Origin of the sequence: Comamonas nitrativorans (assembly GCF_042654765.1) — a bacterium.
Classification (GTDB): domain Bacteria; phylum Pseudomonadota; class Gammaproteobacteria; order Burkholderiales; family Burkholderiaceae_C; genus Comamonas; species Comamonas nitrativorans.
Genome location: NZ_JBHSEW010000001.1, coordinates 443,423 through 465,857, shown reverse-complemented (window position 1 = coordinate 465,857; position 22,435 = coordinate 443,423). Strand labels below are relative to the sequence as shown.

Here is a 22,435-nt window from a genome sequence, read left to right as displayed (position 1 = left end):
ACAAAAAAGGAGGCCGCGTGGGCCTCCCTTTCTTCGTGACACGTCAAGACGTTGGGGTTTACGCCTTGAGCAGGATGCGCAGCATACGGCGCAGCGGTTCGGCAGCGCCCCACAGCAGCTGGTCGCCGATCACGAAGGCCGACAGGTACTGCGGCCCCATGTTCAGCTTGCGCACGCGGCCCACGCCCACTTGCAGGCCGCCGGTGATGCTGGCCGGCGTCAGTTCCTTGACGGTCAGGGCGCGGTCGTTGGCGACGAACTTCACCCAGGGGTTGCCCGCCTGGATCAGCGCCTCGATCTCGGCCAGGGGCAGGTCTTTTTTCAGCTTCAGCGTCAGCGCCAGCGAGTGGCAGCGCATGGCGCCCACGCGCACGCACAGGCCATCGACGGGAATGGTGGTCGGGGTGCCCAGGATTTTGTTCACCTCGGCCTGGCCCTTCCATTCTTCCTTGGACTGGCCGTTGTCCAGCTGAGCGTCAATCCAGGGGATCAGGCCGCCAGCCAGCGGCGCACCGAAGAACTCGGTCGGTACATCGCTGCGGATGGTCTGGGCCACCTGCCGGTCGATTTCCAGAATGGCCGACGACGGCGTGGCCAGCTTGTCGGCCACCGCGCTGTGGATCACGCCCATGCCTTTGAGCAGCTCGCGCATGTGGTTGGCGCCGCCGCCGGATGCGGCCTGGTAGGTCATGGAGCTGACCCACTCCACCAGCCCGGCCTTGAACAGGCTGCCCACGCCCATCAGCAGGATGGAGTTGGTGCAGTTGCCGCCAATCCAGTTCTTGCCGCCAGCGGCCAGCTTCTGCTCGATCAAGTCCTGGTTCACCGGGTCGAGGACGATGACCGCATCGTCCTGCATGCGCAGCGCCGAAGCGGCGTCGATCCAGTGACCATTCCAGCCCGCTGCGCGGATTTTCGGGAACACCTCGTTGGTGTAGTCGCCGCCCTGGCAGGTGATGACGATGTCGCATTTGGCCAGCTCGGCAATGTCGTGGGCGTCCTTGAGCTGGGTGTGCGTCCTGGCCATGTCGGGGGCGGCGCCACCGGCGTTGGAGGTGGAGAAGAACACCGGCTCGATCAGGTCGAAATCGCCTTCGGCCTGCATCCGTTCCATCAGCACGGAGCCGACCATGCCGCGCCAGCCTACGAGGCCAACCAATTGCTTACTCATAAAAACGCCCTTTCAGTTAGAAAACAGTGTCGCCGGACTGTTTCTGCCCGGCTCGTCAGGCCGGTTCCAAGGGCGCACGACGAGCCAGGCTGGATCAGCCGGTAATCGTGGTAGTGGTAATGGGGGCACGCGCAGCGCCGTCCGGCAGGGCGGACGGCAGGGAGCAGGGGGTGGGCAGCGCGTGGAACATAAGGGCTGGATTTTAGAGGAAACCCGATCACCGGCGTTACTTCTGAATGGCGATATCTTTCGTCGTTTTGACGAAAAGCTACGGTTGATTTGGTCGTTTCGATATTGCTTTGGTCTGGATGATGGCCCTGCCGGGATAAAAAGACTTCTTTAGAACACGTTCTTAAAATCCAGCCATTGTTTTGCGCGGCAGGGCCTGCGCATTTTTTTAGAACCTGTTCACGATCTCGGCGCGAAGGGGTGCGGGATGCGGATCGGGATGATCTGCCAGGCGCAAACCGCAGCCATAGCGGTGCTATGGCGAGGATTTGCAACGACGCAGAGCGCCCGAGACCGCGACTGCACACCCGCGCGGAGATCGTGAACAGGTTCTTATGCTCTTTCCCGGAAAACCTACGCCATGGACGCCCCCCACGTACTCTGCACCGAAGAAGAAATCACCGCCCTGGTGCATCGGTTCTACGACCGCATCCGCCAGCACCCGAACCTTGGCCCCATCTTCAATGGCCACATCGACGACTGGCCCGCGCACCTGGACAGGCTGGTGGACTTCTGGTCAAGCGTCCTGTTGCGCACCGGGCGCTTCAGCGGTGCGCCCATGCCCAAGCACGTTGCCCTGCCCGGTTTGAATGCCGAGCTGTTCCGCCAATGGCTGGCCCTGTGGCGCACGACCGCTGCCGAGCAAGCCAATCCGGCGCTGGCCGAGCAGGCCGTTGCTGCGGCCGAGCGCATTGCGCAAAGCCTGTGGATGGGCTATCAGGCGTATGCGCAGGGGGTGGATGTGCCGCAATCGCTGTAAACGACCTGCCAAATGCAACAAGGGCGCTACACCCCCAAAAGGTGCAGCGCCCTGGTCTTGATGGCGGCAATTACAGCGCTGCGACCACCGCATCGCCCATTTGCACGGTATTGACCTTGGTGGTGCCTTCGCTCCAGATGTCGGCGGTGCGCAGGCCCTGGGCCAGCACTTTCTGCACGGCGGCTTCGATGCGCTGGGCGGCGGCTTCGTGGCCCAGGCTGAAGCGCAGCATCATGGCGGCGGACAGGATGGTCGCCAGCGGGTTGGCGATGCCCTGGCCGGCGATGTCGGGGGCGCTGCCGTGGCTGGGTTCGTACAGGCCCTGCTTTTTGTCGTTCAGGCTGGCGCTGGGCAACATGCCGATGGAGCCGGTGAGCATGGAGGCTTCGTCGCTCAGGATGTCGCCGAACATGTTGCCGGTGACGACCACGTCGAAGCGCTTGGGGGCCTTGACGAGCTGCATGGCGGCGTTGTCCACGTACATGTGGTCCAGCTGCACGTCGGGGTACTGCTGGCCGACTTCGGTCATCACGTCTTTCCACAGTTGCGAGGTTTCCAGCACGTTGGCCTTGTCCACGCTGGTGACGCGCTTGCCGCGTTTTTGCGCAGCCTGGAAGGCGACGTGGGCGATGCGTTCGATTTCCGGGCGGCTGTAGCGCATGGTGTCGAAGGCTTCCTCGGTGCCGGGGAAGTGGCCGTCTGCGGCGGTGCGGCGGCCCCGGGGCTGGCCGAAGTAGATGTCGCCGGTCAGCTCGCGGATGATGAGGATGTCCAGCCCGGCAATCAGCTCGGGCTTGAGGCTGGAGGCGCCGACCAGCTGCTCGTAGCAGATGGCGGGGCGGAAGTTGGCGAATAGGCCCAGGGCCTTGCGCAGGCCGAGGATGGCCTGCTCGGGGCGCAGGGCGCGTTCCAGCGTGTCGTATTTCCAGTCGCCCACGGCGCCGAACAGGATGGCGTCGGCCTCTTGCGCCAGCTTCAGGGTGGCGGGCGGCAGGGGGTGGCCTTCGGCCTCGTAGCCGGCGCCGCCGACGGGGGCGGTTTCCAGGTGCAAATCCAGGTTCAGGGCGTTGAGGACTTTGACGGCTTCGGCGACGATTTCCGGGCCGATGCCGTCGCCGGGCAGGACGGCGATTTTTTGGGTCATAGGATTTCCTTGGATATTTTCGATAGCTGTTTCCGATGATTTTTATTGGTTTTCAGATATAAAACATCCTGAAATCCAATGTTTTACAGCGGAAACAGCTCTTGTTTTGGATGCGATCAGCGCTGCACCAGGCTGTGTGCCAGCCAGGGTTTGCGGGCCAGGCGCTCGGTCTCGAAGGCGGCGATCTTGTCCTTGTGGCGCAGGGTCAGGCCGATGTCGTCCAGGCCGCCGAGCAGGCATTCGCGGCGGAAGGGGTTGACGTCGAAGGGGATTTCTTCGCCCTGGGGGCGCACGATCACTTGACGCTCCAGGTCGATCGTCAGCTCGTAGCCGGGGAAGGCGAAGACTTCGTCGAACAGCAGATCGACGGTGGCCTCGGGCAGCACGATGGGCAACATGCCGTTCTTGAAGCAGTTGTTGAAGAAGATGTCGGCAAAGCTGGGCGCGATCACGCAGCGAAAGCCGTACTGCTCCAGCGCCCAGGGGGCGTGTTCGCGGCTGGAGCCGCAGCCGAAGTTCTTGCGGGCCAGCAGGACGCTGGCGCCCTGGTAGCGCGGCTGGTTCAGCACGAAGTCGGGATTGGGCTTGCGGTCGGATTCCGGCACGCCGGGCTGGCCGGGCTGGTCGAGGTAGCGCCATTCGTCGAACAGGTTGGGGCCGAAGCCGGTCTTCTTGATCGACTTGAGGAATTGCTTGGGGATGATGGCGTCGGTGTCCACGTTCTCGCGGTCCATCGGTGCCACCAGCCCTTGGTGGATGGTGAATTTCTGCATGTCAGTGAGGGGTTACTTGGAGATTTCCTGAATCTTCTCGCCCGCTTTTTCGATGCCCTCGCCCGTGGCCTGACCGGCACGTTTGGTGTCCTGCTTGACGCCGGACCAGGTGTTGCCGCAACCGCTCAGGGCGAAAGCCAGGGCCAGGGAGATGAATACAGCAGTCTTTTTCATGGTGTGCTCCTTGCAGGGGTGAATGAAAAACGAGGGGGTGAGAAACGGGGAAAAGTTCCGGTGCTTCGGATTCAGGCAAATTGGCGGATATCGACAAAATGCCCGTGGACGGCGGCCGCAGCGGCCATGGCCGGGCTGACCAGATGGGTGCGCCCGCCCGCGCCCTGGCGGCCTTCGAAGTTGCGGTTGCTGGTGCTGGCGCAGCGCTCGCCCGGCTCCAGCCGGTCGGCGTTCATGGCCAGGCACATGCTGCAACCGGGTTCGCGCCACTGGAAACCGGCGGCGGTGAAGATGGTGTCCAGCCCTTCGCTTTCGGCCTGGGCCTTCACCAGACCGGAACCGGGCACCACCATGGCCAGCTTGACGTTTTTCGCCACTTTGCGGCCCAGCTTCTGCACCACGGCGGCGGCGGCCCGCAGGTCTTCGATGCGGCTGTTGGTGCAGCTGCCGATAAAGACCTTGTCGATGCAGATGTCGGTGATCGGCTTGCCCGGCTCCAGCCCCATGTAGGTCAGCGCCCGCTCCATCGCGGCGCGTTTGTTGGCGTCTTTTTCCTTGTCCGGGTCGGGCACGCGGGTGTCGGCGCCGACGACCATCTCCGGGCTGGTGCCCCAGGTGACCTGCGGCACGATGTCCGCGCCTTGCAGGGTGACGATGGCGTCCCACTGCGCGTCGTCGTCCGAGTGCAGCGTCTGCCAGTACGCCACGGCCTGCTCCCACTCCACGCCCGTCGGGGCCAGGGGGCGGTTTTTCACGTAGGCGATGGTTTTCTCGTCCACGGCGACCAGACCGGCGCGGGCGCCGGCCTCGATGGCCATGTTGCACACCGTCATGCGCCCTTCGATGGACAGGTCGCGGATGGCCTGCCCGGCAAACTCGATGGTGTAGCCGGTGCCGCCGGCAGTGCCGATCCTGCCGATGATGGCCAGCACGATGTCCTTGGCGGTGATGCCCGGGGCCACCTTGCCGTCCACGCGCACCAGCATGTTCTTGGCCTTTTTGGCCAGCAGGGTCTGCGTGGCCATGACGTGTTCCACCTCGCTGGTGCCGATGCCGTGCGCCAGTGCGCCGAAGGCGCCGTGCGTGCTGGTGTGGCTGTCGCCGCAGACCACGGTCATGCCCGGCAGCGTTGCGCCCTGTTCCGGCCCCATGACGTGGACGATGCCCTGGCCCTTGTCCATGAAGGGGAAGAAGGCGGCAGCGCCAAACTCGGCGATGTTGCTGTTCAGCGTGGTGATCTGCTCCTTGCTGATCGGGTCGGCAATGCCGTCGTAGCCGCGCTCCCAGCCGTCGGTGGGGGTGTTGTGGTCGGCAGTGGCCACGACCGAGCTGATGCGCCACAGCTTGCGCCCGGCCAGACGCAGTCCCTCGAACGCCTGCGGGCTGGTCACTTCATGCACCAGGTGACGGTCGATGTAGAGGATGGAGGTGCCGTCGTCCTCGGTGTGGACGACGTGCTCGTCAAAAATCTTGTCGTACAGGGTGCGTCCCATGCTTGCTAACTCTCGGGTAGGGATGAAAAAAAGCCTGCCGCAGCAGGCTGTGGGAGGGATTCTAGGTAGCGTTCGGGGCGGCTGGCTCCCAGCCTTTTCCGAGGTGTTCCACCAGCAAACGCGATGTCACCGGCAAGGCGTCGAAGTCGCGGGCCACCAGGCTCAGGGTGCGCTGTGCCCAGGCATCGGTCAGCGGCACGCTGCGCAGGCGGCCCACGCCGTGCATCAGCTCGAAAGCACGGTGCGGAATCAGGCCCACGCCCAGGCCGTTGTCGATCATGCGGCACATGGCATCCAGGCTTGTCACCTGGATGCGCTGGCGCAGCGTCGTGCCGCTGCGGGTGGCTGCGCCGCGCATGGCCAGGCTGATGGAGCTGCCGCCGTGCAGGCCCACCACGTCCCAGTCCAGCACTTCGTCGAACGAGACGGCGGTGCGCTCGGTCAGCGGGTGGTCTTCCGGGGCCACCAGCACCAGGTGGTCGGCGCGGTAGGGGCGGGTCTGCAGGCCGTTGGGGTCGGTCTGGCCCATGTTGCAGATGCCGATGTCGGCCGTGCCCTCATGCACGGCTTGCAGCACGTCGGCGGACAGGTGTTCCTGCAGGTCGATCTTGATCTGGCTGTGTTCGCGGGCAAAGCTGCCCAGGTCTTCGGGCAGGAACTGCACGATCGACGAGATGGTGGCGTGCATGCGCACATGACCGCGCACGCCGTCGGAATATTCGGACAGTTCGCCCTGCATCCGCTCCAGCCCGTACAGCACGTTGCGGGCATGGTGCAGCAGGCTCTCGCCCGCCGGGGTCAGCGTCACGCCCCGGCTGTGGCGGTAGAGCAGGGCGGTGTCCACTGCGGCTTCCAGGTCGGACAGGCGCTTGCTCACCGCCGAGGCGGCGATGTACTCGCGGTCGGCCGCCCGGCCGATGCTGCCCAGCTCGCACACTGCAACAAACAGTTGCAATGAGGTCAGGTCGATGCGGCGGGCGAAGCTGCGTTCAGAATTTTTCATGGCAAGTCCTCTTGAATTACGAAGTATGAAGGCGAAAATCGCATAAACAACCGCTTTGGTATCGCAAAATGCGATTTCAAGCAGCGTTTTATGGAATCTCAGACATCGTTAATCATGCAGGCAAAACACCCGGCAGTGAAGACTTTTCGCCCCCTGCCTACACTGCCCGCCCTATGAACACCATCACCATCTTTCACAACCCCGGTTGCAGCAATTCGCGCGGCGCCCTGCAACTGCTGCGCGAGCGCGGCATCGAGCCGAACATCATCGACTACCTGGCCACCCCCCTGACCGCCCCGGAACTGGCCGAGCTGGTCGCCCACATCGGCCAGCCCGTGCGTGACCTGCTGCGTAGCAAGGAGGCGCAGTACCAGGCGCTGAACATCGACAACCCGGCTTTGAGCGAGGCGCAGATTTTTGAATTTGTGGCGCAGCACCCGAATCTGCTCAACCGCCCCATCGTCGTCACGCCCAGGGGGGCTGCCCTGTGCCGTCCGCCGGAGAAGGTGCTGGAATTGCTCTGACAACGGCGTTGGCGAGCGGTTACCGCTGATGCTGTAGGCCGAAAAGCCTTTCGATTGCATAAATCGAAAGGCTTTTTTTCAATACTGCCCCAGGGCATCCCTAGGTAGATCAACGTACCGCCGTTTGCCCTTAGGCACTTGCCCCAATGTGATGTAAGAAAACCGTAATTAGGATCGGCCGCTCAGATTTATTCATTTGTAGCGCATGAGTGACACGATTCTTCAAACCACCGGCCTGACCAAAGAGTTCAAGGGCTTCACTGCCGTCAGCGATGTGAATCTGGCCGTGCGCCGAGGCTCTATCCATGCGCTCATCGGGCCGAACGGCGCAGGCAAGACCACTTGTTTCAACCTGCTGACCAAGTTCCTGGTGCCGACCTCGGGCCGCATCGTTTTCAACGGGCAGGACATCACCCAGGAACAGCCGGCGCAGATTGCCCGCCGGGGGGTGATCCGCTCGTTCCAGATTTCTGCGGTGTTCCCCAACTTCACCCTGCTGGAGAACGTGCGGCTGGCCTTGCAGCGCAAGCTGGGCACCAGCTACCACTTCTGGCGCAGCAGCAAAAGCCTGCACCAGCTGGACGACCGCGCCCGCCAGTTGCTGGCCGAGGTGGGGCTGGAGGATTTGGCCGACGAGGTCACCGTCAACCTGCCCTATGGCCGCAAGCGTGCCCTGGAGATCGCCACCACCCTGGCGATGGAGCCGGAGCTGATGCTGCTGGACGAACCCACCCAGGGCATGGGCCACGAGGATGTCGATCGCGTCACGCAACTGATCAAGAAGGTGTCTGCGGGCCGCACCATCCTGATGGTGGAACACAACATGAAGGTGATCTCCTCGATTGCCGACCGCATTACGGTTTTGCAGCGCGGCACCGTGCTGGCCGAAGGCAATTACGCTGAAGTTTCAAGCAACCCGCAAGTGATGGAGGCCTACATGGGCAGCACCGACGGTGAATTGCAGGGGGCGCATTGACATGACGGCACCCGCACTGGAAATCAAGGACCTGCAGGCCTGGTACGGCGAATCGCATGTGCTGCACGGCGTGGACATGGTGGTGCAGCCCGGCGAGGTGGTCACGCTGCTGGGGCGCAACGGCGCAGGGCGCACTTCCACGCTTCGCGCCATCATGGGGCTGACGGGCGCCCGCCAGGGCTCGATCAAGGTCTACGGCCAGGAAACCATTGCCCTGCCCACCTACCGCATCGCCCACCTGGGGCTGGGCTATTGCCCGGAGGAGCGGGGCATTTTCTCCAGCCTGTCGTGCGAGGAGAACCTGCTGCTGCCGCCGCCGCTGAAAACCGGCCATGCCAGCATGTCGATTGAAGAAATCTATGGCATGTTCCCCAATCTGGCCGAGCGCAAGAACAGCCAGGGCACGCGCCTTTCGGGCGGTGAGCAGCAGATGCTGGCAGTGGCGCGGATTCTGCGCACGGGCGCCAAGCTGCTGCTGCTCGATGAAATCTCCGAGGGGCTGGCCCCGGTCATCGTGCAGGCGCTGGCCCGCATGATCACCATGCTGCGCGAAAAAGGCTTCACGGTGGTGATGGTGGAGCAGAACTTCCGCTTCGCCGCGCCCCTGGCCGACCGTTTCTACGTGATGGAGCATGGCCGCATGGTCGAACACTTCACCGCAGCCCAGCTGCAGGAAAAAATGCCTGTGCTGACCGAGTTACTGGGCGTTTGACCCGATTTTCCCCCCCAACCACAACAGGAGACAGACATGCAAACACGCAAACTCACCACACTGGCAGCCGCCCTGGGGGCCGCAGGCCTGGCCCTGTGCGCGTTCCAGGCCCAGGCGCAGGAGAAGGTCAAGATCGGTTTCATCACCGATATGTCCAGCGTGTACGCAGACGTGGATGGCAAAAACGGCGCCCTGGCCATCCAGATGGCCATCGACGACTTTGGCGGCAAGGTGCTGGGCAAGCCGGTGGAGCTGCTCTCGGCCGACCACCAGAACAAGCCCGACATTGCCGCCAGCAAATCGCGCGAGTGGGTGGACACGCAAAACCTGACCATGCTGTTTGGCGGCACCAACTCCGGCGTGGCCCTGGCAATGGCCAAGGTGGCGGACGAGAAAAAGCGCGTGTTCTTCGTGAACGGTGCCGGCTCTTCGGCGCTGACCAACGAGCAATGCACGCCCTATACCGTCCACTACGCCTACGACACCGTGGCGCTGGCCCGGGGCACGGGTTCTGCCGTGGTGAAGGACGGCGGCAAGAGCTGGTTCTTCCTGACCGCCGACTACGCCTTCGGCCATGCGCTGGAGGCCGATACCGCCAAGGTCGTCAAGGACAGCGGCGGCCAGGTGCTGGGCAATGTGCGCCATCCGCTGAATGCCTCGGACTTCTCCTCCTTCCTGCTGCAGGCGCAGAGCTCCAAGGCGCAGATTCTGGGCCTGGCCAACGCCGGGGGGGATTTTCAAAACGCGGTCAAGGCCGCGCGTGAATTTGGCATCAACAAGAATATGAAGATGGCCGGTTTGCTGGTGTTTTCCACCGACATCCACAGCCTGGGGCTGAAGAACACCGAAGGCCTGTACCTGACCACCAGCTGGGACTGGAACCTGAACGAGCAAAGCCGCGCGTTCGGCAAGAAGTTCTTCGCCAAGACCAAGCGGATGCCCACCGACGTGCAGGCGGCCAACTACTCGGCGACGATGAACTACCTCAAGGCGGTGGAGGCCGCCGGCACCATCGATGCCGATGCGGTGATGGCCAAGCTCAAATCCACGCCCATCGACGACTTCTACGGCAAGGGCGTGATCCGCCCCGATGGCCGCTATGCCCACGACATGTACCTGATGCAGGTCAAGGGCCAGAAGGAGTCCAAGGAAGCCTGGGACTACTACCGCGTCGTAGCCACCCTGCCTGCCGCACAGGTCTGGACGACCAAGGAAGAAACCAAGTGCGCCCTGTGGAAGTAACCGCGTCTGATCAACCCTTTTTGCAGTAGTCATTCCTATGGAAATTTTCGGTATCTCCGCCCCGGCGCTGCTCAGCCAGCTCCTGCTGGGGCTGGTCAATGGCTCGTTCTACGCCATTCTCAGCCTGGGGCTGGCGGTGATCTTCGGCCTGCTGAACGTCATCAACTTTGCCCACGGGGCGCTGTTCATGCTGGGGGCCTTGCTCACGTGGATGGGGATGGAGTACCTGGAAATCAACTACTGGGCGATGCTGCTGCTGGCGCCCTTGCTGGTGGGCGTCATCGGGGTGGTGATCGAGCGGCTGCTGCTGCGCTGGATCTACAAGCTCGATCACCTGTACGGCCTGTTGCTGACGCTGGGGCTGACCATGGTGATCGAGGGTGTGTTCCGCTCCATGTACGGTGTCTCCGGCCTGGGCTATGACGCGCCCGAGCTGCTCGAAGGCGCCACCAACCTGGGCTTCATGATCCTGCCCAACTACCGGGCCTGGGTGGTGGTGGCGTCGATCGTCGTCTGCCTGGCCACCTGGTACGTGATTGAGCGCACCAAGCTCGGCGCCTACCTGCGTGCCGGGACGGAAAACCCGCGCCTGGTCGAAGCCTTCGGCGTGAACGTGCCGGTCATGATCACGCTGACCTACGCCTTCGGAGCCGCGCTGGCCGCGTTTGCCGGGGTGCTGGCCGCGCCGGTCTACCAGGTCACGCCGCTGATGGGGCAGAACCTGATCATCGTGGTGTTCGCCGTGGTGGTGATCGGCGGCATGGGGTCGATCATGGGCTCCATCCTTACGGGCCTGGGGCTGGGCGTGGTCGAGGGGCTGACCAAGGTGTTCTACCCCGAGGCCTCGTCCACCGTGGTGTTCGTCATCATGGCGATTGTTTTGCTGATCCGCCCGGCGGGTCTGTTCGGTAAAGAAAAATAAGCAGGGGCCATAAACGCTATGAAGATGCAAAAAATTGCCCCCATCGGTTACGGCCTGCTGCTGCTGGCCCTGCTGGCGGCCCCGTTTGTCGGCGCCTACCCGATTTTTGTCATGAAGCTGCTGTGCTTCGCCCTGTTTGCCGTGGCTTTCAATCTGCTGCTGGGCTATACCGGGCTGCTGTCGTTCGGCCATGCTGCCTTCCTGGGCGGTGCGGCCTACGTCTGCGGCCATGTGGTCAAGGAGTGGAGCGCCACCCCCGAAATCGGCCTGCTCGCCGGCACCGCCAGCGGGGCGCTGCTGGGGCTGGTGATGGGCTGGTTCACCATCCGCCGCCAGGGCATCTACGCCACCATGATTACCCTGGCGCTGGCGCAAATGCTGTTCTTTGCCTGCCTGCAAGCACCGTTCACCGGCGGCGAGGACGGCCTGCAGGGCGTGCCGCGCGGCAAGCTGTTCGGCCTGCTGGACTTGTCCAACGACATGGTGATGTACTACGTGACCGTGGCCATCGTGGTGGCGGGCTTTTTGCTGATCGTGCGCACCATCCACTCGCCCTTCGGGCAGGTGCTCAAGGGCATCAAGGAGAACGAGGCGCGGGCCACCTCGCTGGGCTATGACACCAACCGCTTCAAGCTGCTGGCCTTTGTGCTGTCGGCGGCCATTGCCGGGCTGGCCGGGGCGCTGAAAACCCTGGTGCTGGGCTTTGCCACCCTGTCGGACGTTCACTGGAGCATGTCCGGCCACGTCGTGCTGATGACCCTGGTCGGCGGCATGGGCACCCTGAGCGGCCCGCTGGTCGGCGCCGCCGTGGTGGTGGCGCTGGAGAACAAGATCGGCGACCTGGGCGCCTGGCTGGCCCGAACCACCGGGATGGAATGGTTCAGCAGCCTGGGCGAATCGGTGACCATCGTCACCGGGCTGATCTTCATCGTGTGCGTGCTGGCCTTCCGCCGGGGCATCATGGGCGAGCTGATCGCCTGGCTGCAAGGGCGCGGCAAGCCGTAAGAACGTAAACACGTTCTAAAATCGGGTCTGTTGCCATTCTTAAAAAGAGAGCGCTTTGCGCTTGGTTTTCGCCATGTTTCATATTAAATATATGTGAAATGGCGTGAATCCAGCGGGAAGCGCTCCTTTTTTCTTTTCAATGCTCGATTCTCTTGCCAGCGCCGCCTGGCTGTGGGTGCCCTGCACCCTGTTTGCCGCTGCGGCGCAGACGGTGCGCAATGCCGCGCAGCGCTTGCTGACCGACGAAGTCGGCCCCCTGCCTGCCACCCTGGTGCGCTTCATGTTCGGCCTGCCCCTGACGTTGGCCTGGGTGGCCCTGCTCTATTGGGGGGATGGGGAGCAGGGCAGCACGGCCCGGCTGCCCGACTTCAACGCGCCCTACCTGGGCTGGATCGGCATGGGGGCGTTCTTCCAGATTTTTGCCACGGCGGCGCTGTTGCGGGCCATGCAGGAGCGCAACTTTGCCGTGGCCGTCACCCTCTCGAAAACCGAAGTGCTGCAGGTCGGCCTGTTCAGCGTGGTGCTGCTGCACGAGCTGCCCACCGGCATGGCCGTGGTCGCCATGCTGGTGGCGACCCTGGGCGTACTTACTTTGAGCCTGCCGCGCCAGGGGCAGATGCTGTCGTGGCGGGCGTGGTGCAGCAAGTCGGCGCTGTACGGGCTGCTGGCCGGGGCGGGGTTTGCCATTTCCACCATCGGTTTTCGGGGCGGAGCGCTGGCGCTGGGCGACGGGGTGGCCCCCTGGGTGGCCGGCGCCTGGGGCGTGCTGATTGCGCAGACCCTGCAATCCATCGGCCTGGGCGGCTGGGTGGCCTGGCGCACCGGCCTGGGGCCGATTTTCCGCAGCTGGCGCACTTCCCTGCTGGCCGGCAACATGGGCGCAGCCGCCTCGCTGGCCTGGTTTACCGCCTACGCCATGCACAACGTGGCCGACGTGCGCACCCTGGGCATGATCGAGGTAGTGTTCAGCTACCTCGTCTCGCGCCGCGTACTCAAGGAAAGCCTTTCGCGCCCGGAGCAGATCGGCATCGTCTTGATGCTGGTGGGGCTGGTGCTGATTTGCCTGCCGCTGGGCGGTGCATAAGGTTTTACTCGAACCGATCCCACAGGGCGGTTTTGAACCAGGCGGGCATTTGGTCGGTTTTCATCTCGATCTCCTGCCCTTCGGTCACTTCGGCTACCCACAGGCGATCGGTGCCCGAGTTGTCGAAGATATAGGCCCGGTTGGCATAGGTCACGGCATCGGCCAGGAGTGCCAGACTGCGGGTGTAGCGCTGGCGGATTTTGTCCTCCGGCACGGGGTGGCCGCCCATGGCAACCCGGTGCTGCACGCGCGAGACGTTGATGTCGGCATCTTCGGTCGCAACAAAATACAGGTAAGTGCGGTAGCCCGCCTGCTGGGCCTTGTGCAGGAAATCCACCTTGTCCCGGGAGGACATCACCGTTTCAAACGTGAAAGAACGCTGCGCCTGCAGCAGCCTGTGCCGGATGAAATCGGCCAGAACAGAGGCCCAGTAAGAACGTGTTTACGATCTTTTCCTGGTGCCCGTTGCCCCGCCAAGGCGGCAGATGCAAGGCGCAAACCGCAGACGCCCTGGTGGGGCGGCGAGGATTTGCAACGCCGCAGATGCCGCCTTGGCGGGGCAACCCTTGGGGCAAGGCAGCCAACAGCCGCACTCGTCGTTGCGCACCTTGACCAGGCCACCAGCCTGGCCTGCGGCACGCGCCTAGATTGCGGCTGTTGGCTGCCTTGCGGGCACCAGGAAAAGATCGTAAACACGTTCTAAGAGTTGGGCGCGACAGCGCCGAAAACGATGTGCGTGCCCTGCACCGTCAATTGTCGGGCTTGGGGCAGCAATCCGGTTTGGGCCAGCAAGCGAGAGGATTGCAGAAATGCCTGCAGTTCCGTGGTGTCGGTAGCGATCTGAAAAGGTGCCAAATCCAAAAAGCCATCGGCTCGGATGGCTTTTTCCATCTCGTCGGCATTGACGTAAATGCCCAGCCACTGCGGCGGCAGCATCTCATTGATGGTGCTTTTGCCGGAACCGTTAGGCCCGGCAAACATGCGCAGACGCGGGGCCGATGCGGTCATGCTTTGCGCTGGCGTTTTTGACCGATACGCACTGCGGTGGGCGGGGTGATGGTGCGGATGATACGTTCCACGCCGTCCTGGCGGGTTTCGATCAATTGGCCCTGGCGGGCGGTGATGACCCGTCCGCCCGAGGTCAGAGCCTGGTAATACGCCAGCTTCACGGCGCTGCTGGCCAGCTCGGGAATGCGGGCTTCCATGTACTGCATGGATTTTTCGTTCAGGGGCGCAGGGCGGGGCATAAACGGTCTCCAAAGGTTCTATGTGATGGTAGTGCATCCTGCGCGGATGCGGTTCCCTGGTGGATTTGCCTGCCGCTGGGCGCCTGAAGCGCCGGATGGCGACAATCGCCGGTTGTGACGACTGCCAGTTCTCCCCCCGCTCCCGCCCGCCGTGTGGCCCATCTGGACATGGATGCGTTTTTCGCCTCTGTGGAGCTGCTGCGCTATCCGCAGCTCAAGGACTTGCCGGTGGTCATCGGTGGCAGCCGCTTTACCCCGCAGCAGGAGGCGGCGCTGGTGCAGCGCTGGGGCAGTCTGGCGGACAGGCCGCTGGCAGCGTTCGAGCGTCTGGGCGGCTACGTGGGCCGGGGGGTGATCACCACCGCCACCTACGCGGCGCGGCAGTTTGGCGTGGGGTCGGCCATGGGGCTGATGAAGGCGGCGCGGCTGTGTCCGCAGGCGATTCTGCTGCCCATCGACTTTGCCCGCTACCGCGCCTATTCGCAGCGCTTCAAGGAGGCGATTCTGGCCCTGGCCCCGGTGATGGAGGATCGGGGCGTGGACGAGGTGTATATCGACTTCACCCACGCCCCCGGCGGGCAGGAAGCGGGCGGGCTGGCGCTGGCGCAGCGGCTGCAGGCGGCGATTCTGGCGGCGACGGGGCTGACCTGCTCGATCGGCGTGGCACCGAACAAGCTGCTGGCCAAGATGGCCAGCGAGTTCAACAAGCCGCGCGGCATCGCCATCGTCTGGCCGCACGATCTGGAAGCAAAAATCTGGCCGCTGCCCTGCCGCAAGATCAACGGCATCGGCCCCAAGGCCAATGCCAGGCTGGAGACCCTGGGCATCACCACCATCGGCCAACTGGCCGCCTACCCGGCGCACAAGCTGGTGCAGCACTTCGGCAAGGCCACGGGGGCATGGCTGCACCGCGCGGCGCAGGGGCTGGACGACAGGCCGGTGGAAACGCACAGCGAGCCGGTGAGCATGAGCCGCGAAACCACCTTCGACCGCGACCTGCACGCCGTGCAGGACAAGGCCGAGCTGGGCGCGACCTTCACCTGGCTGTGCGAGCGCGTGGCCGATGATTTGCAGCACGCGGGCTACAGCGGGCGCACCGTGGGCATCAAGCTGCGTTTCAGCGACTTTCGCAGCGTGACGCGCGAGATGACGGTGGATTACCTGTTGCAGGATGCCGCCACCATCCGCCGCCTGGCCGGGCTGTGCCTGCGCCGGGCGCCGCTGGCGCAGCGCATCCGTTTGCTGGGGGTGCGGGTCGGCAGTCTGGAAGAAGGCGCCCCGCCGCCCGAAGCTGCGGGGGCCGATCAACCGGTGGCTGCGCTGCGGGGGGTGACGCCGGATTTGTTTGGCGGCTTATAGATTGAATAGCTGGTTCCGCTGGTAAATATTGGATTTCAGATGGTTTTCTATCTGAAATCCTTTATTTATCAGCGCAGGAAGCTATTTTTTTCAGACAGTCAGCGCCGGGGGCGTGCGGCGGGTGGCGTTGCCGACGTCGAAGATGCTGATGACTTGCTCCAGCCGGGTGGCCTGCTCGCGCAGGGAGGCGGCGGCTGCGGCCGATTCTTCCACCAGGGCGGCGTTCTGCTGGGTCATCTGGTCGAGCTGCGTGACGGCGACGTTCACCCGGGTGATGCCGTCGCGCTGCTCGCCTGCGGAGGCGGTGATCTCGCTGATGAGGTCGCCGACGCGGCGCACGCCCTGGACGATTTCGTCCATCGTCTGGCCGGCTTCGGCCACCTGGGCGGAGCCGGTCTGCACCGTATCGACCGAGGCGCCGATCAGCGTCTTGATCTCCTTGGCCGCGTCGGCAGAGCGGCCGGCCAGCGCCCGCACTTCGCTGGCCACCACGGCAAAACCGCGGCCCTGCTCGCCGGCGCGGGCGGCCTCGACGGCGGCGTTCAGCGCCAGGATGTTGGTCTGGAAGGCGATGCCGTCGATGACGCCGATGATGTCGTTGATCTTGCGGCTCGATTCCGTGATGCGGGCCATGCTGCTGACCACCTGCTCCATCACCGCGCTGCCGCGCTGTGCGGCCTGGGCCGACTGGCCGGCCAGCAGGTTGGCCTGCTGGGCGGTTTCCACCGACTGGGTCACGGTGGCGGTGATCTGCTCCATGCTGGCCGAGGTTTGCTGCAGGCTGGAGGCCGTCTGTTCGGTGCGCATGGACAGGTCCTGGTTGCCATTGGCAATTTCGCTGGACGCCAGCGAGACGGTATTGATGCCCTGGTGCACTTCCCCGATCACGGTCTGCAACTGGCCCGCCATGTGCGACAGCGCCTGCAGCAGCACGCCGAACTCGTCGCGGCGGCGGTCGTGGGTCTGCACGGTCAGGTCGCCTTCGCCCATGCGTTCCGTGGCGCGGATGACCTGGTTCAGCGGCTGGGTGATGGTGCGCACCAGCGCCCAGGTCAGCAGCACGCCGATGGCAAAGAGCAGCACAAAGCCGGCGGCCCCGGCCCACAGGGCGCTGCGGCGGGCGGCAGCAGCGTCCTGCAGGGCCGTGTCGCGCTGGGCCTCCTGCAGTTTGACGAAGGCGTCGAAGCCCTGGAGGTAGTTGTCAAAAACCGGCATCAGCTCCTGGTAGACCAGGGTGTGCGTGGTGCCTTCGGCGCGGGCCTGGGGGATTTTTTTCAGCAGCGCCAGAACTTTGCTGCGCTCCTGGCCGATTTGCTCCAGCACCCGCTTGTCGGCATCGGACTGGGCGTTGGCATTGATGCGTTTCTGGATTGCGGCGGAGACGACCGAACCGGCCTCCTGGCGGCTGCTGAACAGTTTGGCGGTGGCATCGTCCGTCACCAGGATGGCGGCCAGCGTGCGCTCGATATTCGTATCGACAATGCCGCGCCATTGCACGGCATCGGTAATGGCCTGTTCGGCGTGCGCGATCTGCTGGTTGGCCTTGTCCACCACATGGGCAAAGCGCCACAGCGTCAGGCCGGCCACGGTCGGCAAGACCAGCAGCAGCCCCAGGATGGTGGCCCAAAGTTTGTGTGAAACCCGAATGTCGTTGATCTGCATGGGGTGCTTTCTTTTCAGCTACTTCCGTAGCGTGCGGCTGGCTCCGTGTGCGGGTGACGGACTATTTCAAAAATGAATAACTGTATCCGAATGCGCCGATTCGGCCCCCGTATTCAGTGATGGTACGCAACCATTTTCATGGGGAATGGGCGGCCCCGGCTGTGGCGGCGGCTGGTTGCCGCGCCTGCTGCTGCGCCCGCCATTGGCGCTCGAAGGCCTGGATCGGCATGGGCCGGGCGAAGAGCCAGCCCTGGGCCAGCTGCACGCCGTGCTGGCGCAGCCAGTCGGCCTGTTCAGGCGTTTCCACGCCTTCGGCGACCATTTTCAGGTTCAGCGATTGCGCCAGGGAAACGATGTGCGGCACGACGTTGGCCGTGACGGCGCCGGTGCCGATGGGTGTGACGAAAATCTTGTCGATTTTCAGGTAGTCCATTTCCATTTGCGCCAGGTACGACAGGCTGGAATACCCGGTGCCGAAATCGTCGATGGCAATGCCCACGCCCAGGTTGCGCAGCGCGTGGATCTGGGCCCCGGTCTGCCCGGCGTCCATGAAGACGCGCTCGGTGATCTCGCCGATCAGCTGGGTGGCCGGCAGCTGGTATTCGTCCAGCAGCGCCTGCCAGTGTTCGACGAAGCCGGCGTCGGACAGGTCGTCGCTGGCCAGATTGACGGCCAGGTGCAACTGGCCCGGGTAGGCCCTGAGCAGAGGCCCGGTTTCCCTGGCGACCTGCCGCAGCATCCACTGCGTGACGGCGCGGATTTGCCCGCTGCGCTCGGCGGCGGCAATGAAGATGTCCGGGGCAATGCTGTTGCCGCCGGGCCGCGTCCAGCGCATCAGGGCTTCCATGCCGACCCACTGGCCGCTGGCCAGGTCCACCACCGGCTGGTACACCATGTGAAATTCATGGTCGTGCAGGGCATGGCGAATCATGCTGGGCAGCGAGGTCTGGCGCTGCGTCAGCCAGGCCACGAGTGCGGCCAGCAGCAGCCCGATGACCAGCCCCGTGGGAATGGCCTGCGCCGCCTTGCTGCGCCAGCGCTGCTGCAGCGCCTGGATGGGGATGATGGCAAAGCCCGAATAGCCGAAGTCGGTGGGGAACTGGGCCACGATGTAGTTTCCGGCATCCCTGGGCCGGGGGTCGTGCGGTGCCAGCAAATCGGTGCGTACCGGGCCATGCGAGAACAGGACGGCGTTGGCCACCGGGTGGTACATGCCGATGGCGACCTGGCTATCGGGCAGCCAGCCCTGCACGTCGTCCGACCAGGTGGCTTTCATGATGGCCGAGAAGCCGGCGAAGGACGAAATCAGATAGCGTTGCCCCTGGCCGAACGGCAGCGCCACCTGCATCCGCAGCTCTGCCCCGGTGGCGCTGACCGCATTGCTCTTGCCGACTGGAATGCCGGGGGCAAAGCGCCCGATGGCGCTGCACAGGAGCTGGTCGTTTTCCACATAGCCCATGTCCACGACGAAATCGTTGCCGTAGCTCAGTTGCCGCATCAGGGCGATGTTGCTAGCGCTGCAGGGCCGCTGGCGGGCGTTTTTTTCCAGGGTGATGGCGGCGTCGTGGGTGTACTCCCGAATGCGCTGCGTGCGCAGGGCAGCGTATTCGGCCAGGTTGTTGGCAATGAGGCGGTACTCGTCAATGGTCTGCAACCGCGCCAGGTACACCGCCGAACCGGCAAACAGCGTGCCCAGCAGCAGTGCCATGAGCAGCGCCAAACGGATGCTGCGCTGGCCCAGCAGGGTGCGCAGCCGGTGCTTTGGGTGGGGTGGCGGGGCAGTGGGCATGGGGGAAATCCTGACAGGCAGCGTGTCACGACGGTGTCGGGGAGAGGGCGCACAACGCCCTTATGCCAGAGCGCCCGGTGGCAAGGTATCGGGGCTTGCCCGGGCAGCAAGCCGCTGCGGGTCAATGATTCGGATTGGGTGGGCATCGGCAGCGCCACCCAGGCGCCGTGCTACAGAAACCCTCGGCGGGGGTTCGTTTACGCTGAAAGAACGCGTTCCCACGCGCAGGGCTTGCCGTACAGCCAGCCCTGCGCCAGGGCGATGTCGTAGCTGTGCAGGGCGGTGTGCTGGGCCTCGGTCTCGATGCCTTCGGCCAGCACCTGACAGCCCCAGGCATGCAGTTGGGCCACGGCCTGCTGCAGCTCGGCGCGGGCCGCCGTGCCCAGGGTGGCATGCTGCACCACGGTGATGCACAGCTTGACGATGTCCGGGCGCAGCGCCTGGGCGGTGGCCAGGTCGGCAAAGCCGCAGCCGGTATCGTCCAGGGCCAGGCGCAGCCCCTGCCGGCGCAAATGGGCCAGCCCCTGGTGCAGCGCCTGGGCCTGATCGAGCGGGAGATGCTCGGTCAGCTCGACGACGACGTTGGTGTGCCCGTGCAAGGGCAGGCATTGCGGCTGCTGCGCCCAGTGCTGCAGTGCCTGGGGGCCCAGGTTCAGCGTCAGGTACTGGCCCGGGGGCAGGCGTCCGGCCGTGCGTTGCAGGGCCAGTGCGGCGCAGTGCAATTCCAGTGCCACCGTTTGGCCACAGGCCTGGGCGGCGGCAAAAAGCTGGTCGGGCCGCTCCAGGGGCGAGTTCACGGGGCCGCGTGTCAGCGCCTCGTAGCCGACGGTGCGCCGGTCGGCCATGCGCACGATCGGTTGCAGCAGCGTGCGCAGCGCCGGGCCATCGTGCAGAAAGGCCTGGATTTGCCGTGCGGCTGATGCTTCGTGATCGACGGCATCCTGCGCTTGCGGGGACAGGCGGGGGGGCACATCCGCCGCCGGCTGCGGCCAGCCTGTCGGGCCGGGCGTGCCTTGTGCCAGCCAGGCGTCCCACGCGGCCTGACCGAGCGGGCGCACCTCGACGGTGCAGGTCAGGCGCATCCCGGTGCCAGCGCCGAAGACCTCGTGGATTGCCTGCAGGAGCAGGTGCTGCCCTGCCGCTTCCAGGCTGGCGCAGACCTCCTGCGGGCTGCGCGGCAGGGCCGATGGGCGCTCGGTAAACAGGGTGGCCCACAGCCCTTGCGGGTCGCGCCGCAGGTGGGCCAGCGGGGCAAACTGGCCCAGCAGGCGCTGCAGCAGCGCGGTGACGGCATGCCCCAGGTGCTGTAGTGCCTGCCGGGCAATGTGCGGGCCGAAGATGTCCTGCAACTGCTGCGGATCGGTGCAGCGGATGACGATGGCCAGGGGCGTGGGTGGGGGCATGGCGGGCACCGGCTTCCTGGGTTGGGGGGCAGTCAGCGCAGCCTGGGCCGGGCGGCCGCTGTGCTGTCGAGCTGGAAAACGTTCACGGCCTGCGCCAGCTGGGCGGCCTGCTGCTTGAGGGCATCGGCGGCGGCTGCGCTTTCTTCCACCATGGCGGCGTTTTGCTGGGTGGTGTGGTCGAGTTGCTCAATGGCCTGATTGACCAGGCCGATGCCGCTGGACTGCTGCACCGCCGAGGCGCTGATGGCCGCGATCAGGCTGGCCACCTGCTGTGCCTGGGTGACGATGTCGGTCATGGTGGCGCCGGCGTGGCTGGCCAGTTGTTCCCCTTCGTGGACTTTGCTGATGCTGGCGTCGATCAGCTGCTTGATCTCTCCGGCGGCAGCGGCGCTGCGCTGGGCCAGGGCACGCACTTCGCTGGCGACCACGGCAAAGCCTTTGCCTTGCTCGCCGGCGCGGGCGGCCTCGACGGCAGCGTTCAGCGCCAGGATGTTGGTCTGGAAGGCGATGCCGTCGATCACGCCGATGATGTCGGCCATCTTGTGCGAGCTGGCCGTGATGGCCGCCATGGTGTGTTCCACCTGCGCCACCACGGAGCCGCCTTTTTGCGCGGACTGGCTGGCTTGCGTGGCCAGTTCGGTGGCCTGGCGGGCCGAATCGGCGGTGTGGTGGACGGTGGCGGTCATCTCCTCCATCGAGGCCGCCGTGTGCTGCAGGTGCGAGGCCTGCTCCTGCGTGCGCTGCAGCAGGCCGGCGTTGCCCCCGGCGATTTCCAGAGAGCCGTGGCTGACGGAGTGCGAGGCTTCGCGCACCTGATGCACCACCTGGGCCAGGCTGTCCTGCATCGCCGCCAGACTGGCCAGGACGCTGCCGGGCCGCAGGCTGCCCGTGCTGGCCTTCAGGCTGTGCAGATTGCCCTGGGCGACCTGGCGGGCCACTTCGGCCAGGGCCTGCGGTTCGGCCCCCAGTGCGCGGGTGATGCGCCGGGCCGCACGCCAGGCCACCAGCACGCTCAGGAGGATGGCAATCGCCAATGCGGTCAGCATGAAGGGCATGAAGCCGCCGGCCGTCTCCAGCGCGGCGCGGTTTTCGGCCTGGATGCGGGTTTCTTCAAAGTCGATCAGGGCGTTGATTGCCGCCAGCCACTGCGCGTACAGCGGCTTGGCCTGGCTCCACAGCTGTTCCCGCGCGGCAGCCTGGGCCTGCGGGTCATCGGTTTGCGCCTGGGCCAGGATGGCCGCTGTCGTGGCATTGGCCTGGGCTTCCAGCTTCTGGATGGCGGCGTACAGGGTGGCCAGCTGCGGGTCGGCGCCGGGGCGTTGGATGAGCTGCTCGATCGGCGTGACGGACTGGGCATAGAACGCAGCCAGGCGGTCGATGGCGGCGGCTTCCTTCTGCTGCTCGGCGGGAGTGCTGCTCAACACCACATCGCGCAAGGCGATGGCGCGGTCGTGCGCCGAGCCACGGAAATTGATGGCGTAGCGCTGGATCAGCACATGCTCCTCGCTATTGGCACGCAGGGCGGTGTCGATGGCGCGGACTTTGTACATGGCGATGCCGGTCACCACGGCCAGCAGGGCCACCAGCAGGCCGAACCCTGCGTACAAGCGTTGGGCCACCGTCCAGTGGCGGCGGGTGGGAGATTGTTTTTGGCTCATGAAGATGGTGGACAGGTGCTTGAGACCAGCATCCTATCTAAAAATAGAGAACAATAACTAAAAATTAACTATTGATAAATTAAGCTAAATCATTTGGCGTTTCCAC

At 64.7% G+C, this 22,435-nt stretch carries 22 protein-coding genes; 9 read left to right on the top strand and 13 right to left on the bottom strand.

The genetic code is table 11. The features are described 5' to 3' along the window. Positions 1-58: 58 nt before the first annotated feature. Positions 59-1,171, bottom strand: coding sequence for an aspartate-semialdehyde dehydrogenase (asd, locus tag ACFO3A_RS02260; RefSeq protein WP_377723581.1), 1,113 nt, complete (start codon positions 1,169-1,171; stop codon positions 59-61). A 589-nt stretch (positions 1,172-1,760) separates the two neighbouring features. Between asd and ACFO3A_RS02255 the strand changes: the two genes are divergently transcribed. Beyond that, positions 1,761-2,159 carry a group III truncated hemoglobin gene (locus tag ACFO3A_RS02255; RefSeq protein ID WP_377723579.1) on the top strand — a complete coding sequence of 133 codons (399 nt, stop codon included), beginning with the start codon at positions 1,761-1,763 and terminating at the stop codon, positions 2,157-2,159. 70 nt (positions 2,160-2,229) lie between these two features. Here the strand turns inward: ACFO3A_RS02255 and leuB are convergent, their stop codons facing one another. From leuB to ACFO3A_RS02230, 5 genes are all read right to left on the bottom strand, one after another. Further along, positions 2,230-3,303 (bottom strand): 3-isopropylmalate dehydrogenase, encoded by a 1,074-nt coding sequence (leuB, locus tag ACFO3A_RS02250; RefSeq protein ID WP_377723577.1) that lies wholly within the window; start codon positions 3,301-3,303, stop codon positions 2,230-2,232. A gap of 116 nt (positions 3,304-3,419) precedes the next feature. Continuing rightward, a complete protein-coding gene (leuD, locus tag ACFO3A_RS02245) occupies positions 3,420-4,076 on the bottom strand; it encodes a 3-isopropylmalate dehydratase small subunit (RefSeq protein ID WP_377723575.1) in 657 nt (218 codons plus the stop codon). A gap of 12 nt (positions 4,077-4,088) precedes the next feature. Next, the gene (locus ACFO3A_RS02240) at positions 4,089-4,250 is read right to left on the bottom strand and encodes an entericidin domain-containing protein (RefSeq protein WP_377723573.1); all 162 of its coding nucleotides are present in this window, start codon (positions 4,248-4,250) and stop codon (positions 4,089-4,091) included. Positions 4,251-4,321: 71 nt separating this feature from the next. Continuing rightward, on the bottom strand, positions 4,322-5,743 hold the full coding sequence (gene leuC / locus ACFO3A_RS02235; RefSeq protein ID WP_377723571.1) for a 3-isopropylmalate dehydratase large subunit: 1,422 nt from the start codon (positions 5,741-5,743) through the stop codon (positions 4,322-4,324). Positions 5,744-5,804: 61 nt separating this feature from the next. Next, positions 5,805-6,746 (bottom strand): LysR family transcriptional regulator, encoded by a 942-nt coding sequence (locus ACFO3A_RS02230; RefSeq protein ID WP_377723569.1) that lies wholly within the window; start codon positions 6,744-6,746, stop codon positions 5,805-5,807. A 173-nt stretch (positions 6,747-6,919) separates the two neighbouring features. Between ACFO3A_RS02230 and arsC the strand changes: the two genes are divergently transcribed. The 7 genes from arsC to ACFO3A_RS02195 all read left to right on the top strand — a co-directional run bounded on the left by arsC (position 6,920) and on the right by ACFO3A_RS02195 (position 13,211). Continuing rightward, positions 6,920-7,270: an arsenate reductase (glutaredoxin) gene (gene arsC, locus ACFO3A_RS02225; protein ID WP_377723567.1), complete on the top strand. Its 351-nt coding sequence runs from the start codon at positions 6,920-6,922 to the stop codon at positions 7,268-7,270. Positions 7,271-7,475: 205 nt separating this feature from the next. Then, a complete protein-coding gene (locus ACFO3A_RS02220) occupies positions 7,476-8,246 on the top strand; it encodes an ABC transporter ATP-binding protein (protein ID WP_377723566.1) in 771 nt (256 codons plus the stop codon). Between the two features lies 1 nt (position 8,247). Further along, a complete protein-coding gene (locus ACFO3A_RS02215) occupies positions 8,248-8,958 on the top strand; it encodes an ABC transporter ATP-binding protein (protein ID WP_377723564.1) in 711 nt (236 codons plus the stop codon). A gap of 36 nt (positions 8,959-8,994) precedes the next feature. Next, positions 8,995-10,200: an ABC transporter substrate-binding protein gene (locus ACFO3A_RS02210; protein WP_377723562.1), complete on the top strand. Its 1,206-nt coding sequence runs from the start codon at positions 8,995-8,997 to the stop codon at positions 10,198-10,200. Between the two features lie 37 nt (positions 10,201-10,237). Then, positions 10,238-11,122: a branched-chain amino acid ABC transporter permease gene (locus ACFO3A_RS02205; protein ID WP_377723560.1), complete on the top strand. Its 885-nt coding sequence runs from the start codon at positions 10,238-10,240 to the stop codon at positions 11,120-11,122. An 18-nt stretch (positions 11,123-11,140) separates the two neighbouring features. Continuing rightward, entirely contained in the window at positions 11,141-12,127 is a 987-nt protein-coding gene (locus tag ACFO3A_RS02200) for a branched-chain amino acid ABC transporter permease (protein WP_377723558.1), read from the top strand. A gap of 139 nt (positions 12,128-12,266) precedes the next feature. Next, positions 12,267-13,211 (top strand): EamA family transporter, encoded by a 945-nt coding sequence (locus tag ACFO3A_RS02195; protein ID WP_377723556.1) that lies wholly within the window; start codon positions 12,267-12,269, stop codon positions 13,209-13,211. A gap of 4 nt (positions 13,212-13,215) precedes the next feature. On the opposite strand, the gene ACFO3A_RS02190 is transcribed toward ACFO3A_RS02195, so the two are convergent. From ACFO3A_RS02190 to ACFO3A_RS02180, 3 genes are all read right to left on the bottom strand, one after another. Then, complete coding sequence (locus ACFO3A_RS02190) at positions 13,216-13,617, bottom strand: zeta toxin family protein (RefSeq protein WP_377723708.1); 402 nt, start codon at positions 13,615-13,617, stop codon at positions 13,216-13,218. Between the two features lie 293 nt (positions 13,618-13,910). Next, complete coding sequence (locus tag ACFO3A_RS02185; protein WP_377723554.1) at positions 13,911-14,219, bottom strand: hypothetical protein; 309 nt, start codon at positions 14,217-14,219, stop codon at positions 13,911-13,913. Next, on the bottom strand, positions 14,216-14,458 hold the full coding sequence (locus ACFO3A_RS02180) for a hypothetical protein (RefSeq protein ID WP_377723552.1): 243 nt from the start codon (positions 14,456-14,458) through the stop codon (positions 14,216-14,218). Before ACFO3A_RS02180 ends, ACFO3A_RS02185 begins: the two co-directional genes overlap by 4 nt. Positions 14,459-14,626: 168 nt before the next feature. Between ACFO3A_RS02180 and dinB the strand changes: the two genes are divergently transcribed. Continuing rightward, a complete protein-coding gene (gene dinB / locus ACFO3A_RS02175) occupies positions 14,627-15,817 on the top strand; it encodes a DNA polymerase IV (protein ID WP_377723707.1) in 1,191 nt (396 codons plus the stop codon). 90 nt (positions 15,818-15,907) lie between these two features. Here dinB and ACFO3A_RS02170 read toward each other — a convergent pair whose 3' ends face one another. From ACFO3A_RS02170 to ACFO3A_RS02155, 4 genes are all read right to left on the bottom strand, one after another. Beyond that, positions 15,908-17,479 (bottom strand): methyl-accepting chemotaxis protein, encoded by a 1,572-nt coding sequence (locus tag ACFO3A_RS02170; RefSeq protein WP_377723550.1) that lies wholly within the window; start codon positions 17,477-17,479, stop codon positions 15,908-15,910. 136 nt (positions 17,480-17,615) lie between these two features. Further along, positions 17,616-19,268, bottom strand: coding sequence for an EAL domain-containing protein (locus tag ACFO3A_RS02165; protein ID WP_377723548.1), 1,653 nt, complete (start codon positions 19,266-19,268; stop codon positions 17,616-17,618). A gap of 197 nt (positions 19,269-19,465) precedes the next feature. Continuing rightward, on the bottom strand, positions 19,466-20,671 hold the full coding sequence (locus ACFO3A_RS02160) for an EAL domain-containing protein (RefSeq protein WP_377723546.1): 1,206 nt from the start codon (positions 20,669-20,671) through the stop codon (positions 19,466-19,468). Between the two features lie 32 nt (positions 20,672-20,703). Further along, entirely contained in the window at positions 20,704-22,329 is a 1,626-nt protein-coding gene (locus tag ACFO3A_RS02155; protein WP_377723543.1) for a methyl-accepting chemotaxis protein, read from the bottom strand. Between the last annotated feature and the right edge of the window lie 106 nt (positions 22,330-22,435).